Origin of the sequence: Stenotrophomonas sp. TEPEL (assembly GCF_004348785.1) — a bacterium.
In the GTDB taxonomy this organism is placed as follows: domain Bacteria; phylum Pseudomonadota; class Gammaproteobacteria; order Xanthomonadales; family Xanthomonadaceae; genus Stenotrophomonas; species Stenotrophomonas indicatrix.
In genome coordinates this window covers 3,631,273-3,647,297 of record NZ_QQXJ01000001.1, presented here as the reverse complement: position 1 = coordinate 3,647,297, position 16,025 = coordinate 3,631,273, and the positions used below count along the sequence as shown (strand labels likewise).

Below are 16,025 nucleotides of genomic sequence, written 5' to 3'. Positions count from 1 at the left end.
ATTCATCCACGCATGGCGTGGATCTACGTGTCGACCAAGGTCGACACCCACCACCACCAACAGCCGCGGAAATCTGTCGAAGGCGGGGTGGGTCCGGTTGCGGGGGTGTCCGCGGCAAGGATGCCGCGGCCAAGCCCCCANGGANGGGTTNACGGCGTCCCCCGCAACCGGACCCACCCCGCCTTCGACAGNTTNCCGCGGCTGTTGGTGGTGGTGGGTGTCGACCTTGGTCGACACGTAGATCCACGCCATGCGTGGATGAATCTCCGTCGAAATCGAATATTTCGACAATTGAACGTAGAACATCCACGCATGGCGTGGATCTACTGGCCACCGGGAAACTGTCGAAGNNGGGGCGGTGTCGGANTGCGGGGTGTCAGCCGCATGGATGCGGCTGCCAAGCCCCCACGGATGGGTTTACGGCGTCCCCGCANTCCGACACCGCCCCNNCATCCCACGGAATGCCCGCTTTTGACGTTGACGTTGATTCGGCGGGTGCCGGGCGCCGCCCGGCCGNTACCCCCTTAACCCGCCGGGGGGCAGTACGCCTTGATCGCTGCCTCGGCCAGGCCCTTCTGCGCGCTGCGCTGTTCCGGGGTAAGCGCGGTATCAGCCTTGCCATCGCCATCGGTGTCCTGCATCACCGGGCCGCTGCCTTCCAGCAGCGTCACGTTGGCGCGGGCGGTGCTGCATTGTTCCGGCACCGGCGCGGCGGCAGGCTCCGGGGCCGCGTCCGTCGCCACTGTCCTGGCCTGGGCACGCGTCTCATACTTTGCCCCGGCCGGCGGCGTTTCCGAATACTGGGTCACGCCCTTGGCATCCTTCCACTTGTAGACAGGGCCGGCCAGCGCAGTGGTACTGGCCAACAGCAGCAGGCAACCCAGGCAGGACAGGGCACGCATGGCAAACTCCGCGGAATGGGCGTAGAACGCCGATTGCAGCATTGGCGCCGACCGCTGGCAAGTCGATTAAACTGGATTCCATGGACCCGATCACACCGCCGCCGCGCTCGCGCACGATTTACCTGCTGCCCAACCTGTTCACCACGGCTGGGCTGTTCTCTGGTTTCTACGCCATCATCGCTGCGGCCAACGGGGATTTCGTCAATGCCAGCATCGCCGTGTTCGTGGCGGCGGTGATGGATGGCCTCGATGGCCGTGTCGCGCGCCTGACCGGTACCAGCAGCGAGTTCGGCGTGCAGTACGACTCGCTGGCCGATCTGGTCAGCTTCGGCATGGCGCCGGCCCTGGTGATGTATCACTGGTCCCTGTCGGAACTGAAGTACGACGGTGAGCTGGTCGGTCGCTTGGGCTGGGCGGTGGCGTTCCTGTACGCCGCCTGCGCGGCGCTGCGCTTGGCGCGCTTCAATACCCAGGTGGCCGTTGTCGACAAGCGCTGGTTCGTCGGCCTGGCCAGCCCGGCTGCCGCCGGCCTGATGATGTCCTTCGTGTGGGCCTTCGCCGATGGCACGCTGGGCTGGAACGGCAACGAGCTGCGCTTCGTGGCGTTGGCGGTGACCCTGGTCGCCGCACTGCTGATGGTCAGCCGCATCCGCTTCTGGAGCTTCAAGGGCGGCGCGGCCAAACAGGGCGCACGCTCGGACCGTGTCCCGTTCCTGGTGCTGGCACTGGTGCCGATCGCCATCGCCATCGCGGTGATCGACCTGCCCCGCGTGCTGTTCGTCGTCGGCATCCTGTACGCCCTGTCAGGCCCGGTGATGTGGGGCGTGCAGCGCCTGCGCAAGAAGCCCGAGGCGGCGTGAGCCAGGACCTGCCCCTGTTGTGGTCCCCGGCCCAGCAGGCCTGGCTGCAGGCCATGGGTTACACCGTCTATCACGACGGCCAGTTGGCCGCCGAAATGGACGCGGCATTGCAGCTGAGCGTGGCCGAAGCCACGGCGTCGGCGCCCGTGCCGGTCGAGGCGACGCGCGCGGCTCCACCTTCGATGCAGCACGCAGCCAGCCAGCGCGGCGCGGCGCCGGAGCCCCGGCTCGAGCGCGCGCCACCACGCACTGCCGTGCCGGTAGCGGCGCCGGATACCGTCCCGGCTGTGGCCCGTCCGCTGCCCACCGGCAACGCGCGGCAGCCGCTGGTGCGCCTGCCTGACCGCCTGCAGATCGCGCTGTTGCGGGCCTCGGGCTGCAATCCCAACGACCCCGCCACGCAGGCGCTGATGGACAGCTGGCCGCTGGAGCAACTGCGTCGCGACCCCGCAGCCAAGCGCGCGTTGTGGCCGCAGCTGCGCACACTGCGCAAGGGCGGAAGCGCATGAGCGCGGTCAGCCAGCCCGGGCCGGTGGCGATGCGTGCGCTGCGCGAGAGCGATCTCAACGCGGTGATGGCCATCGAAGTACGTGGCTACCCCTATCCCTGGACCCGCGGCATTTTCCTGGATTGCCTGCGTGCCGGTTACCCCGGCCTGGCCATGGAGCGCGATGGCCTGTTGATCGGCTATGGCGTGCTCAGCCTCGCTGCCGATGAAGCCCATGTGCTGAACATCTGCATCGATCCGCTGGTGCAGTCGCGTGGGCTTGGCCGCCGGTTGCTGCGTGCGCTGGTCCGCCTGGCCGCTGATCGAGGCGCCCAGCGGGTGTTCCTGGAAGTGCGTCCGTCCAATACCCCGGCGCTGGCGCTGTATCACAGCGAAGGCTTCAACGAGATCGGCCGGCGCCCCCGCTACTACCCTGCTGCGCAGGGGCGCGAAGATGCGCTGGTGATGGCGATCGAGCTGGTGGACGGCGAGCTGGAGACAATGCCGCCGCTGTAATCGGCGTCGCGTGGCCGCTGCGCTCGCCGGGCATGGCCCGGCGCTACCGATGCGTTGTTGACGCCAGGCGCAGCGCCAGCACACCAGCCACGATCAATGCTGCCGCCACCCAACGCGCACGCGGTACCCGTTCGCGCAGCAGGAACACCGAGATCAGCAGCGCGAACAGGATCGACGATTCGCGCAGCGCCGACACCATTGCCACCGGCACCTGGGTCATCGCCCACAGCGCCATCGCATACGAGGCGGTGGTACCGATGCCGCCGGCCACGCCCAGCGGCCAGTGCTGGCGCGCATACGCCAGCAGCTTGCCGCGCTGCCGATGCAGCGCCCACAACGGCAACGGAATGCCCGACAGCAGGAACAGCCACAACGTGTAGCTCAGCGCATTGCCGGACAGTCGCGCGCCCTGCGCATCGACCAGGGTGTAGGTGGCGATCATCGCCGCCGTCAGCAACGGCAGGCGCAGCTGGCCGCCACGTGCGCCGCGGGCCATGCACAGGATGCCGCCACTCACCAGGAGGACGCCGAGCCAGGCCGATGGCGGCAGGCGTTCGCCGAGCACGGCGCCGGCCAGCGCAACGAGGATGGGCGCGCAACCGCGCATCATCGGATACGCCAGGCTCATGTCGACCTGCTGGTAGCAGCGTGCGACCAATGCGTAGTACGTCACCTGCAGCAGCACCGAGACGGCCAGCCAAGGCCAGCTTGCGGCGGTGGGCATGGGCAGCAGGGGCAGGGCGATGGCCGACAGCAGTGCAGCGCTGCCGGTGACCAGCACCGTGCCGAGAAACTTGTCCGGTCCGCGTTTGACGATCGCGTTCCAGCTGGCGTGCAGTGCGGCGGCAGCGAGGACCAGCAGGAAGATGGAAAGCGGCATCAGGCGATGATGCCAAAAGACAGGAGTGGGTGCCGACCTTGGTCGGCACCCTCCCGATCAGCTGTTACAGCTTCGCGCGCTGTTCGCGCAGGCCGGCCAGCTGGTTGTTCCAGTCGACCAGGCGCACGCGTTCCTGCTCGATCACCGCCGGCGGCACCTTGTCGGAGAACTTGGCCAGCTTGGTCTCGCTCTTTTCCTGTTCGCCTTCCACGCGCTTTATCTCCTTGTCCAGGCGCGCGCGCTCGGCATCGAGATCAACCAGGCCTTCCAGCGGCACCAGCAGCTTCAGTTCACCGACGATCGCGGCGGCGGCCGGCGGCGCACTCTGTGCGTCGGCCAGCCACTGGATGCTGTCCAGCTTCAGCAGGAACGACAGCGAGGCACTGAAGCGCTCGATGCGCACGCGGTCCTGTTCCTGGCCGGCCAGCAGGCGCAGCGGCACCAGCCTGGACGGGGCGACGCTCAGCTCGCTGCGCACGCGGCGCACCGCACTGATCACCGCCTTCAACCATTCCACGTCGGCCTCGGCCTGGCTGAAATCGCCCTCGAACTCGGCGGCGGTCGGGTATGGACGCAGCGACAGCGTGGTTTCGGCCAGGCCCAGGCGCGGTGCCAGCTGCTGCCACAGCTGTTCGGTGATGAACGGGGTCAGCGGGTGCAGCAGGCGCAACAGCGCTTCCAGCACGTACAGCAGGGTGTGGCGGGTGCTGTCGGCGTCGGCGGCATCGGCGCCGTTCAAGGCCGGCTTGCTCAGCTCCAGGAACCAGTCGCAGAACGCGTTCCATGCGAATTCGTACAGGCACTGCGCCAGCAGGTCGAAGCGATAGGCGGCGAAATGGCCCTGCGCTTCGGCGGTGGTGGCGGCCAGGCGCGAGAGGATCCAGCGCTCGGCGTCGGTCCGCGGCGTCGGCACGCCGGTGAACGCTGCACCTTCGGTGTTCATCAGCGTAAAGCGGCTGGCGTTCCACAGCTTGTTGCAGAAATTCTTGTAACCCTCGGCGCGGTTCATGTCGAACTTGATGTCGCGGCCATGGGTGGCCAGCGCGGCGATGGTGAAACGCAGCGCATCGGCGCCATGGGCGGCGATGCCGTCCGGGAATTCCTTGCGCGTGGCCTTCTCGATCTTCTCCACCATGCGCGGCTGCATCAGCCCGCCGGTGCGCTTGGCCACCAGGTCATCGATGCTGATGCCGTCGATGATGTCCAGCGGGTCGAGCACGTTGCCCTTGCTCTTGGACATCTTCTGGCCCTGGCCGTCGCGGATCAGGCCGGTGAAGTAGACGTCCTTGAACGGGATCTTCCCGGTCAGGTTGTCGGTGGCCATGATCATGCGCGCCACCCAGAAGAAGATGATGTCGAAGCCGGTGATCAGCACCGACGACGGCAGGTAGCGGTCGAAACCGCGCTCGGCCATCGCCTGCTCGTTCGGCCAGCCCAGGGTGGAGAACGGCCACAGCTGCGAGGAGAACCAGGTCTCCAGCACGTCGCTTTCCTGGCTCAGCACGACGTCGCTGCCGAGATTGTTCTTGGCACGCACTTCGTCTTCGCTGCGGCCGACGTAGCAGTTGCCGGTGGCCGCATCGAACCATGCCGGAATGCGGTGGCCCCACCACAGCTGGCGGCTGATGCACCAATCCTGGATGTTGGTCATCCAGTGGCGGTAGGTGTTGATCCAGTTCGGCGGCACGAAGGAGATGCTGCCCGGCTTTCCATCGGTACCTTCGACCAGCTCCAGGCCACGCTTGGCCAGTTCGTCCATCTTCACGAACCACTGGTCGGTCAGGTACGGCTCGATCACCTGGCCGGTGCGGTCGCCGCGCGGCACCTGCAGCTTGTGCGCCTTGGTCTCGACCAGGATGCCCAGGTCTTCCAGTTCAGCCAGCACGGCCTTGCGCGCGTCGTAACGGTCCAGCCCCTGGAAACGTTCCGGTGCGTTGTCGTTGATCGCGGCCACCGGCGTGAACAGGTTGATCATCGGCAGGTTGTGGCGCACGCCCACCTGGTAGTCGTTGAAGTCATGCGCCGGGGTGACCTTGACCACGCCGGTACCGAACGCACGGTCCACGTAGTCATCGGCGATCACCGGCACGCGGCGGCCGGTCAGCGGCAGCACCACGCGCTTGCCGATCAGGTGCAGGTAACGTTCGTCTTCCGGATGCACCATCACCGCGGTGTCGCCCAGCAGGGTTTCGGGGCGGGTGGTGGCGACCACCAGGTAATCGCGGGTTTCGCGCAGGGTCTCGACGCCATCGGCATCGCGCTCGATGTGTTCGTAGTTCAGGCCTTCATCCAGCTGGTAGGCGATCGACCACAGGAAGCCCTCTTCCTCGGCGCTCTCCACTTCCAGGTCCGAGATCGCCGTCTTCAGCACCGGATCCCAGTTGACCAGGCGCTGGCCACGGTAGATCAGGCCCTGTTCGTGCCAGCGCACGAAGGCTTCGATCACCGCTTCGGACGGCTGCGGGTCCATGGTGAAGGTGCTGCGCGACCAGTCGGCCGACGTGCCCAGGCGGCGCATCTGCCGCTCGATGATGTCACCGGACTGCTGCTTCCACTCCCACACCTTGCCGATGAAGCCCTCACGGCCCAGCGAATCGCGGGTCTCGCCGTTGCCTTCCAGCGCTAGGTTGCGGCTGACCACCATCTCGGTGGCGATGCCGGCGTGGTCGGTACCGACCTGCCACAGCGTGTCGTAGCCGCGCATGCGGTGGTAGCGCACCAGCGCATCCATCAGGGTCTGCTGGAAGGCATGGCCCATATGCAGGGTGCCGGTCACGTTCGGCGGCGGCAGCAGGATGGTGTACGGCTCGCCCTTGCCGGACGGCTTGAAATGGCCGGCCTTCTCCCAGGCCTCGTAGAGGTCGGTCTCGAAGGACTTCGGGTCGTAGCTGGAGGCGAGTTGGGTCATGCGGGGAAACCAGTCATCAAGGCGGGAAGGGAGATCAGCGCGACCCGAGGGTGCGCCGGATCTTCTGGTCGGTGTGGTACTGGCTGACCGAATAGGCAGCCCAGATCGCGGCGGGCAGCCAGCCGATCAGGGTGATCTGCAGGATCAGGCAGACGATGCCGGCAAACGGCCGGCCGATGGTGAAAAAGGACAGCCAGGGAAGAATCAGGGCGATCAGCAGGCGCATCAAGGGGTCCTCGCAGGGCTTACATGTCGTGCTTGTTCAGGTCGTAACCGGCGGTCTTGTACTGGCGCCAGCGCTCGCGCAGCGGTTCGCGCGCTTCCGGATCGGCCGGGACCACTTCCAGCACGCGCTCGCACTGGCCCAGCCAGGGTTCGTCGCGCAGGTTGATCACCAGCGGCCGCACGGGGGCCTCGCCGCCGGGCGGGGCGATCAGTACCAGGGCTTCTTCCTCGTCCACGTCCTCACCTACGATCTGGTGCGGAATGTAGGCATCGTCGTCGAACGACCAGAGAAGTTCGTCAAGTTCTTCGGCCTGGGCCTGGTCGCGGGCGAGGACCAGGGTGAACAACCCGGCGTCGTTGGCCTTGCGCGCCAGCTCGCAGACCAGGCGCAACGGCTCGGTCAGGAAACGGGGCTTGGCGATCAGGTAGAAGTCGGCGCGGGGCATGGCGGCATCCAGGTGAGGCAGGTGCCGATCCATGCCGGGTGGCGGCTGGACCGGCGAGGCCCCGGCCGGCGGTTGCCGGCCAGGGTCAGGTACAGCATCAGGCGCGGGCGACCTGGTCCAGCAACCACTGGCTCAGCAGGCCGACCGGACGGCCGGTGGCCATGCCACGCTTGCCTTCATCGCTGGCCACGCCGGCGATGTCCAGATGGGCCCAGCGCTGGCCTTCGGCGAAGCGCGACAGGAAGCAGCCGGCGGTGATGGCACCGGCCCAGCGGCCGCCGATGTTGTAGACGTCGGCGAAGCTGGAATCCAGCATCGGCTGGTACTCGTCCCACAGCGGCAGGCGCCACGCGCGGTCGAAGACCTGCTCGCCAGCAGCCAGCAGCTCGTTGGCCAGGTCGTCGTGCTTGCTCATCAGGCCTGCGGTCTGGTGGCCGAGGGCGACCATGCAGGCACCGGTCAGGGTGGCCACATCGACCAGCGCCTGCGGCTCGAAGCGCTGCGCGTAGGTCAGTGCGTCGCACAGGATCAGGCGGCCTTCGGCGTCGGTGTTGCCCACTTCGATGGTCTTGCCCGACATCGAGGTGATGACGTCGGACGGACGGTAGGCATTGCCGTCGATGGCGTTTTCCACCGCCGGGACCACCACCACAAGGTTCAACGGCAGCTTGGCCTTGACCGCAGCGACGAAGGTGCCGATGACGTTGGCGCCACCGCACATGTCGTACTTCATCTCTTCGATGCCGCCCTGGGTCTTCAGGTTGACGCCACCGGTATCGAAGGTGATGCCCTTGCCGACCAGCACGTAGGGCTTGGCGTCGCCGCCATTGCGCCACTTCAGCACGACCAGGCGCGGGCGGTTGGCCGAGCCACGGGCCACGGCCAGCAGCGAGCCCATGCCCAGCGCTTCCATCTGGGCCTCGTCGAGGATCTCCGCTTCGGCACCGTCATGCTCGCCGGCGAATTTCACGCCCACTTCAGCCAGATAGGCCGGGGTGCAGTAGTTCGGCGGCAGGTTGCCCAGCTCGCGGGCGAACTCGACACCGGCGGCGATGGCCTGGCCCTGGGCCAGGGCCTGCGCGTCATCACCGGCGATGGCCAGCTGGGCCAGGCCGGCATCGTCGGCCTTCTTCTTGCCCAGGGTGGCGGTGTAGCGGTAGGCCGCGTGGTCGGCGGCGATCACCGCCTGGCGGATCGCCCAGGCCGCGTCGCGGTCCTTCACTGCCACTTCGGACAGGGTGAACAGTGCGCTGCGGGCAGCCCCGGCCTTCAGCGCGCGCACGGCATCGCCGACCGCCTTCAGGTACTGCGGCACGCCGAAGCGGGCGGCATCGCCGAGGCCGACCACCAGCACGCGCGGGGCGGTCACGCCCGGCAGGTCGTGCAGCAGGGTGGTGGCGCCGGTCTTGCCGGACAGGTCGCCGCGCTGGGCCAGGGCGGCCAGGCGGCCACCGCTTGCAGCATCCAGTGCCTGCGCGGACGCAGTCAGGGTATGGTCGGCATAGGCGCCGACGACGATGCAGTCAACGGCGGCCGAAGCCGCAGCGAGGTGGTTCAGGGTGAATTCGAGAGCCATTGAGCAGATTCCATTGGCAAGTCCGTACAATCGCGGACCGTTTACGCCCAGACGCTAGACTGGGCGGCACCGCGAACGAACCTGAGAGTTTAAACCACCGCCCCATGTTGAAGCTCGACCGCTATCTATTGGGCGATTTCGTCCAGAGTTTCCTGGCTACCCTGATCGTCCTGCTGGTGGTCAGCGTGGGCGGCGTGCTGGTGGACATCCTCGGCAACATCGCCGACGGGCGGCTGCCGGCCAAGCTGCTGTTCTCGCAGCTGGGCCTGCAGTTCATCGTCTACATGCCGCTGATCCTGCCGCTGGCACTGATGCTGGGCCTGCTGCTGGCCATCGCCCGCCTCTACCGCGACTCGGAAATGGCGGTCATCACCGCCATCGGTGTCGGCCCCCGGCGCCTGCTCAAGCCCCTGCTGATGCTGGTGCTGCCGGTGATCGCGGTGGTCGGCGCCTGTTCGCTGTGGCTCGGCCCCTGGGCCGGGCGCACCGCCGAACAGATGGTCCAGGACGCCAACCGCAGCGTGCTGATGGCCGGCCTGGAGCCGGGCCGGTTCACCCCGCTGCCCAATGGCGGGGTGGTCTATGTCGCCTCGATCTCGCCCGATGGCAGCCAGCTGGGCCGGGTGTTCCTGCAGCGGCAGAAGGAGGATCGCCTCGAAGTGGTGTCCGCCGCCAGCGGCCGCATGTACTTCGAAGGCGCCCGCCAGCGTTTCCTCGAACTGGATGATGGCCACCAGCTGGAAGGGCCGGCGGCCGGCGCACTGGACTACCGCCTGGCGACCTTCGCCCGCAACGACGTGGCGCTGCCCGACGGCAGTGAGGCCCGCAAGAGTGACGACCCCGAACTGATGCCGACCACCGCGTTGTTCGGTGACAAGCGCCCCGAGGCCCAGGCACAGCTGCACCGTCGCCTGGCGCCGCCGCTGATCGCACTGGCCTTTGCCCTGCTGACCGTGCCGCTGGGACGCAGTTCGCCGCGGCAGCAGCGCTACGGCCGGATGATGCTGGCCCTGCTGGCCTACATGGTCGGTACCAACCTGATGTTCATCGGCAGTGGCTGGATTGCCAACGGCCAGATTCCGTCGGCGCTGGGCCTGTGGTGGCTGACCCTGCCGCTGCTGGCACTGGCGATCTGGATGTACGTGCGTGACGGCCGCATGGCCCGCCCGAAGGGAGCCCGCGCATGATGCTGCGACCGATGCGTTTCGATCTGTACCTGGGCCGGGCAGTGCTGGGTACCGTGCTGCTGACCTGGGCGGTGCTGGTCGGCCTGGACGTGCTGATGGCCTTCTCCGGTGAGTTCAAGGACATCGGCAAGAACGGCTATTCGCTGGGCCATGCGGCCGCCTGGGTGCTGTACACCGTGCCGCGCCGGGCCTACACGATGTTCCCGACTGCGGCGGTGATCGGCGCGCTGATGGGCCTGGGCCAGCTGGCCGCGACCTCGGAGCTGACCGCGCTGCGCGCGCTGGGCCTGTCGCGCAAGCGCCTGAGCGTGTCGGTGGCGATCGCCCTGTCGTTGTTGACCGGGTTGATGGTGATCAGCGCCGAGACCCTGGGGCCGTGGGGCCAGAACCGCGCCGATTCGCTGAAGATGAGTGCCAAGTGGGGCACCGACGTGGCGGTGGCGCGTTACTCCGGCCTGTGGGCGCGCGAAGGTGACACGTTCCTCAATGCACAGAGTGGCGAAGAACAGCTGGTCGGCGACAAGGGCACCCGGCTGATTCTGCGTGACGTGCGCCTGTACAAAATCGACGAGGAGGGTCGGATCGGTACGCTGACCCACGCCGCCACCGCCGAGCACGACAAGGATGGCTGGGTGTTGACCGGCGTGCGCCGTGACACCTTCGGCGAGCGCTCGGCAACGCGCCAGGAAGCGGCCCGTGAGCCGTGGAATTCCAAGCTGGACGCCGGTGCCCTGGCCACCGGCATCGCCAAGCCGCGCAATCTCAGCGTGTCCGAGCTGAGCACCAGCATCGCCTACCGCGAGCGCAACGGGCTGGATGCACGCGACTACGAGGATGTGTACTGGAGCCGCTGGTTCTACCCGTTGAATGTGCTGGCGCTGTGTTTGGCGGCGGTGCCGTTCGCGTTCGGTTCGCTGCGCAGTGGCGGCATGGGCAAGCGTCTGTTCCTGGGCATCCTGTTCGCGCTGGCGTTCTGGCTGCTGCAGCTGTTCTTCGGCCGCATGGCCGGCGCGCTGAAGTTCGACTACCGCATTGCCTACGCGCTGCCGCCGATCGTGATGCTGGCGGTGTCCGGGTTGCTGTTCCGGCGCAAATCGGGCTGATTCCGGTAGCGCCGGGCCATGCCCGGCGAAGGTGCGCGATATCCCGCGTCCGCCGGGCATGGCCCGGCGCTGCCAGGACAGGTCAGCGCTTCGGCATCCGCAGCAGCTGCGTAGCACTCGCGCGGTCGTGCCAGGTCAGCCGCTGGCGATCCACCAAGGCCCACCAGAAGCCCAATCCGCCCAGCAGCAACGACAGCGTGGCCACCGCGAAGCGCAGCCACAGCTGGCCGCGTCGCAACGGCGTGCCATCGCGTGATTCCAGCTTCAACCGCCACGGGCGCATGCCCAGCGTCTGCCCACCGCGTCGCCAGCTGGCGGTGGCATACCACCCGGTCATGGCCCAGCAGACCGCCCACAGCAGCCATTGCCAGGCACTGAAGGGCGCGATGTTGTCGCGCTGCGCATGGCCGCTGAACGCATAGGCCAGGGTGAAGGCCGCGCCGGCCAGCATCCACAAGGCCAGCACCGGCAGCGCGTCATAGATCATCGCCAGCAGGCGCCACAGCAGCAGCGCGCGCGGGCGGGGCGTATCAGCGGCGACGTGGGCCGCATCGGTGGCGGGGCTCGACATGTGCCGAGCATACGCAATGCTGGCCGTGCCCGCAGTTGGCCTCGTATCCTGCGTGCATGGCCGTCACTTCCACCCCCGCCGAACGTCGTCAGCTGGTCCAGCAACTGCCCGAGCTGCGCGGCGAGGACAGCCAGCGCATCCAGCGCTTCCTCGATGCGATCTGGGCCGAGCACGGTCTGGCCCGCGCCACCCTGGACAGCTATCGCCGCGACCTTGAAGGCCTGGCGCGCTGGTGTGACGGGCGCGACGGTGGCCTGGCCGGTATTGAACGTGCCGGTCTGTTCGATTACCTGGCCTGGCGCACCCGCCACAACTGGTCACCGCGCAGCAACGCGCGGTTGCTGTCGGCGCTGCGCGCGTTCTTTGCCGATGCCGTGCGGCGTGGCGAACGCAGCGAGGATCCCAGCGCACTGCTGGACCCGCCGAAGCTGCCACGGCTGCTGCCCAAGGCACTGGCAGAGAGCCAGATCGACGCGCTGCTGGCGGCACCGGATATCGACAGTCCGCTCGGCCTGCGCGACCGCGCCATGCTGGAGCTGATGTATGCCGCCGGGCTGCGGGTGAGCGAGCTGGTGCTGTTGCCCGCCACGGCGGTGAACCTGCGCCAGGGCGTGCTGCGGGTGACCGGCAAGGGCAGCAAGGAACGCCTGGTGCCGCTGGGCGAGGAGTCGCAGTACTGGCTGGAACGCTACCTGCAGCAGTCGCGACCGCAGCTGGTGGGCAAGGGCAAGGTGCAGGCGCTGGCCGACGGGCAGGCGCCCCTGTTCATCGAACCGGCGCTGCATGGCTTGACCCGCCAAGCGTTCTGGCACCTGGTCAAGCGCTACGCGGCGGTGGCCGGTATCGACCCGGCGCGGATCAGTCCGCATGGCCTGCGGCACAGTTTCGCTACCCACCTGCTGAACCGTGGCGCCGACCTGCGCGCGCTGCAGATGCTGCTGGGCCACAGCTCGCTGTCCACCACGCAGATCTACACGCTGGTCGCACGCGAACACCTGCAGAAACTGCACGCCCGCCATCATCCACGCGGCTGAGCCCATGGCGGGGGCCAGCCGGGCCTGTGCGCGGCATCGCGGACCGCTCAGGATGGCTGTGTCAGAATCCGGGGTCTTCTTTCTGCTGCGGACTGCTCCATGCTCCGATTCGCCATCGCCGCCGTGTTCGGCGCGCTCAGCCTGAGTGCCTGCGCCCAGCCCGCCCCGCCAGCCGCAAAGGCCCCCGCTGCAGCGGCAGCCAAGGCCGGCCCTGCCGCCACGGCCAATGCACCGGCCGAGCAGGCCGTGCGCAAGGCGCTGACCGAGCTCAACCCCGGCTTCCAGGTGGACTACATCGGTGCCGCGCCCTTCCCGGGCTTCCGTGAAGTGGTGGTCTCCGGCCAGCTGCTGTACGTCTCCGACGACGGCCGCTACCTGTTCCAGTCGCAGCCCTACGACACCCGCGCCAAGAGCCCGGCCAACAGCGAAGGCCTGCTGGGCTACCGTCGCGACCTGCTGGCCAAGGCCAACCATGGCGACCGCATCGTGTTCGCCGCGCCGAACGCGAAGTACACCATCAGTGTGTTCACCGACATCGAATGCGGCTACTGCCGCAAGCTGCACCAGGACATCGCCGAGCTCAACCGCAACGGCATCACCGTCGAATACCTGGCCTTCCCGCGCATGGGGCTGGGCAGCAAGGATTACACCGACATGATCTCGGTCTGGTGCGCGGCTGATCGTCGCCAGGCGCTGACCAATGCCAAGCGTGGTGGCACGGTGGCAGCGAAGAACTGCACCAACCCGGTGGCGATGCAGTACGCCCTGGGCCAGCAGTTGGGCGTGAATGGAACACCGGCGATCTTCGCGCCCGATGGCACCCAGCTCGGCGGCTACCTGCCGCCGGCGGATGGGCGGGTAGCGCCGGGCCATGCCCGGCGGATGCATCAGACAGAAAGCCGGGGACGCAGTGCGCCCCTGGATTTTTTTTACTTCAACCCATCACTGACCGCCTTGGTCAGCGTGCCCTGCGCATCGTCGCCGCTGAACTCCCAGACGAACGCACCGCCCAGTCCCTGGGTCTTCACGTAGCCCATCTTGCGGGTGATGTTGGCCGGGGTATCGAAGCTCCACAACGTGCTGCCGTTGTAGATCCAGGTGGCACCGGCGGTGTTGTCGGTGTAGCTCGGCCACGCCAGGTTCTTCAGCACCTTCCAGTCTTCAATGCCGGCCTCGTAGGTACCCGGTGCCGCACCGGTGGCGCTCTGGTACAGGCCGTTGTTGGCGTTGCTCACCCCGGTCCAGCCGCGCCCGTAATAGCCGATGCCCAGGTTGAGCTTGGCGGCGGGAACACCACGGCTGATGAAGGCCTCGATGGCGTCGTTGCTGTTGTACAGCTTCTGGTCGCCGGTGGACGGATCATTCGGCGAATCGAACAGCGCCGACTGGTGATTGGTCTTCGCATCCCACGCGCCGTGGAAGTCGTAGGTCATCACGTTGATGTAGTCCAGGTACGGGTGGTACGCGGCCGGATCGGTGACGCGGATCTTGTCGATGCCGGCGCCGACTGCCACCGTCAGCAGCAGACCGGGGCGCACCGCATCGAGCTGGCGGCGGAATTCGGCCATCAGCGCGGTGAAGTTGGCGTTGTCCTCGGGCGTGCCGCAGGCGATACCGCAGGCCACCGGGTACTCCCAGTCGATGTCGATGCCGTCGAACACCCCCAGCGCCGCACCGGGGCCACCGGCACCGTCGGTCACCGGCAGGTTGCCCTTGATGTAGGCGTCGATGCACGAAGCGACGAAGGCTTGGCGGTTGGCCGGCTGCGCCGCGCTGGAGAAGCCGCGCGACCAGGTCCAGCCACCCAGCGAGATCAGCACCTTCATGCCCGGGTACTTGGCCTTGAGCTGCTTGAGCTGGTTCCAGTTGCCGCGCAGCGGCTGGTCCCAGGTATCGGCGCTGCCGCTCACGCTTTCGCCGGCACCGAAGGCCTTGGTGTAGTCGGCGAAGGCATCGCCACCGGCACCGCTGTTCGGATCCGACGGCTGGGTGACGCCCACTTCGCAGCGGTTGTTGCGCACGTTGCCGAAGGCGTAGTTGATATGGGTCAGGCGCGCGGCCGAACCGCTGCTGTCGATGTTCTTGACCCGGTAGTTGCGGCCATAGATGCCCCACTGGGTGAAGTAACCGATGACCCGCTTGCCGGTGGTGCCACCGTCGCCGGCCAGGGTGCTGGCGGTCACTGCCGTGCCCTGTGCCGACGCATTGCCGGCGTTGTCGCGGGCACGCACGCGGTAGCTGTAGCTGGTGGACGCGGTCAGGCCGCCATCGACATAGCTGGCGCTGGACGGCGAGCCGACCAGGCTGCCATTGCGGTACACGTCGTAGCCAGCCAGGCCGCTGCCGCCGGTGTTGTCGGTGGACGGGCTCCAGCTCAGGGCGATGCTGTTGGCGGTGCGGGTACCCACGGCCAGGCCACCGGGCACGCTGGGCGCGGTGGTATCGCCACTGGCCGCGTTGACGGTGATGGTGATGGTCGCGGTGCTGGCGGTGGCGTTGTTGTTGTCGGTGGCGACCGCGCGCAGGGTGTGGCTGCCGGCGCTGGCGTTGGTCCAGCTGGCGCTGTACGGCGCGCTGGTGTCGATGCCCAGCGAACTGCCATCGCGGAAGAACTCGACCTTGCTGACGCTGCCGTCCGCATCACTGGCGTTGGCGGTCACGTTGACCGTGCTGCCGGCGCTGAAGGTGGCGCCGTTGGCCGGCGAGGTCAGGCTGACCACAGGCGGCTGGTTGGTCCCGCCGCCGTCGCAGGCGCCGAGGTTGGTGTAGTAGGGCGCCCCGGCCGGATGGTCCGGCGGCGCATTCCAGATGTCCTGGTTCGCCCGGTAGAGGACCCCTCCCTTCTGCAGGGTGTCGCCACTGCGGTAGATCTTGGCCTGGTCCCATTCGGCCACGCCGGCACAGCTGGCGGCCTGGGCCAGGCCGGGCAGGGCGACCGCCCCGGCCAGGGCCAGCAGCCAGGCCAGACGGCGCGGGCGACAGCGATGAAGGGAAGGGTGGGCACTGCGTACATCGGCACTCTGCACAAGCGGGTCGTACATGGTGTGTCTCCGATCGATGGTTGGCGCGCGGGCCAGGGCGGCGCCGCACGTAACGCAGGGTCCGGACGTCGCCCGGGAAGGCGACGGAGGGGCGGACGGAGGTACCTGGTGGGCCGGGGAGAGAGTCCGGCGCCAGGTGGGGACAACGTTGTCATCAATTGCGTGGTCAATCCGTGAGCGAGTGCATGGTTCGGGGATTTGGCGGAGAGCGGCGCTGGCACGCGGTCGGCGGCCAGCGGCGGAGCCCCCTCATGGTTGGCGCTTTCCGCGAACAGCGGATTTCTTGGGT

15 protein-coding genes are annotated in these 16,025 nt (G+C 67.8%); 7 read left to right on the top strand and 8 right to left on the bottom strand.

The genetic code is table 11. The features are described 5' to 3' along the window. Positions 1–524: 524 nt before the first annotated feature. On the bottom strand, positions 525–902 hold the full coding sequence (locus TEP_RS16705) for a DUF4124 domain-containing protein (protein ID WP_132826005.1): 378 nt from the start codon (positions 900–902) through the stop codon (positions 525–527). Between the two features lie 80 nt (positions 903–982). On the opposite strand from TEP_RS16705, the gene pssA reads away from it, so the two are divergent. The 3 genes from pssA to rimI are packed head-to-tail and all read left to right on the top strand — an operon-like array spanning position 983 to position 2,765. Then, on the top strand, positions 983–1,762 hold the full coding sequence (gene pssA / locus TEP_RS16700) for a CDP-diacylglycerol--serine O-phosphatidyltransferase (protein WP_025879365.1): 780 nt from the start codon (positions 983–985) through the stop codon (positions 1,760–1,762). After that, entirely contained in the window at positions 1,759–2,271 is a 513-nt protein-coding gene (locus TEP_RS16695) for a hypothetical protein (RefSeq protein ID WP_132826004.1), read from the top strand. Before pssA ends, TEP_RS16695 begins: the two co-directional genes overlap by 4 nt. Beyond that, on the top strand, positions 2,268–2,765 hold the full coding sequence (gene rimI, locus TEP_RS16690) for a ribosomal protein S18-alanine N-acetyltransferase (protein ID WP_132826003.1): 498 nt from the start codon (positions 2,268–2,270) through the stop codon (positions 2,763–2,765). The genes TEP_RS16695 and rimI overlap by 4 nt, the downstream gene beginning before the upstream one ends. A 43-nt stretch (positions 2,766–2,808) precedes the next feature. Here the strand turns inward: rimI and TEP_RS16685 are convergent, their stop codons facing one another. The 5 genes from TEP_RS16685 to TEP_RS16665 all read right to left on the bottom strand — a co-directional run bounded on the left by TEP_RS16685 (position 2,809) and on the right by TEP_RS16665 (position 8,800). After that, positions 2,809–3,645 carry an EamA family transporter gene (locus tag TEP_RS16685; RefSeq protein ID WP_132826002.1) on the bottom strand — a complete coding sequence of 279 codons (837 nt, stop codon included), beginning with the start codon at positions 3,643–3,645 and terminating at the stop codon, positions 2,809–2,811. Between the two features lie 64 nt (positions 3,646–3,709). Beyond that, complete coding sequence (locus TEP_RS16680) at positions 3,710–6,553, bottom strand: valine--tRNA ligase (protein WP_132826001.1); 2,844 nt, start codon at positions 6,551–6,553, stop codon at positions 3,710–3,712. 34 nt (positions 6,554–6,587) lie between these two features. Beyond that, complete coding sequence (locus TEP_RS16675; protein WP_025879360.1) at positions 6,588–6,779, bottom strand: YqaE/Pmp3 family membrane protein; 192 nt, start codon at positions 6,777–6,779, stop codon at positions 6,588–6,590. Between the two features lie 19 nt (positions 6,780–6,798). After that, positions 6,799–7,224, bottom strand: a complete 426-nt coding sequence (locus TEP_RS16670) for a DNA polymerase III subunit chi (protein WP_025879359.1) — start codon at positions 7,222–7,224, stop codon at positions 6,799–6,801. Positions 7,225–7,321: 97 nt separating this feature from the next. Beyond that, complete coding sequence (locus TEP_RS16665) at positions 7,322–8,800, bottom strand: leucyl aminopeptidase (RefSeq protein ID WP_132826000.1); 1,479 nt, start codon at positions 8,798–8,800, stop codon at positions 7,322–7,324. Between the two features lie 104 nt (positions 8,801–8,904). Between TEP_RS16665 and lptF the strand changes: the two genes are divergently transcribed. Together lptF and lptG are read left to right on the top strand one after the other, a co-directional pair. Next, on the top strand, positions 8,905–9,987 hold the full coding sequence (lptF, locus tag TEP_RS16660) for an LPS export ABC transporter permease LptF (protein ID WP_132825999.1): 1,083 nt from the start codon (positions 8,905–8,907) through the stop codon (positions 9,985–9,987). Beyond that, positions 9,984–11,090: an LPS export ABC transporter permease LptG gene (gene lptG / locus TEP_RS16655; protein ID WP_132825998.1), complete on the top strand. Its 1,107-nt coding sequence runs from the start codon at positions 9,984–9,986 to the stop codon at positions 11,088–11,090. The genes lptF and lptG overlap by 4 nt, the downstream gene beginning before the upstream one ends. Positions 11,091–11,172: 82 nt before the next feature. On the opposite strand, the gene TEP_RS16650 is transcribed toward lptG, so the two are convergent. Then, the gene (locus tag TEP_RS16650; protein WP_132825997.1) at positions 11,173–11,661 is read right to left on the bottom strand and encodes an RDD family protein; all 489 of its coding nucleotides are present in this window, start codon (positions 11,659–11,661) and stop codon (positions 11,173–11,175) included. A 56-nt stretch (positions 11,662–11,717) separates the two neighbouring features. On the opposite strand from TEP_RS16650, the gene xerD reads away from it, so the two are divergent. Beyond that, complete coding sequence (gene xerD, locus TEP_RS16645; protein WP_132825996.1) at positions 11,718–12,695, top strand: site-specific tyrosine recombinase XerD; 978 nt, start codon at positions 11,718–11,720, stop codon at positions 12,693–12,695. Positions 12,696–12,794: 99 nt separating this feature from the next. Next, the gene (locus TEP_RS16640; protein ID WP_240790719.1) at positions 12,795–13,727 is read left to right on the top strand and encodes a DsbC family protein; all 933 of its coding nucleotides are present in this window, start codon (positions 12,795–12,797) and stop codon (positions 13,725–13,727) included. Here TEP_RS16640 and TEP_RS16635 read toward each other — a convergent pair. After that, positions 13,625–15,736 carry a glycosyl hydrolase family 18 protein gene (locus TEP_RS16635; protein WP_132825995.1) on the bottom strand — a complete coding sequence of 704 codons (2,112 nt, stop codon included), beginning with the start codon at positions 15,734–15,736 and terminating at the stop codon, positions 13,625–13,627. The two genes, TEP_RS16640 and TEP_RS16635, sit on opposite strands and share 103 nt — an antisense overlap. Between the last annotated feature and the right edge of the window lie 289 nt (positions 15,737–16,025).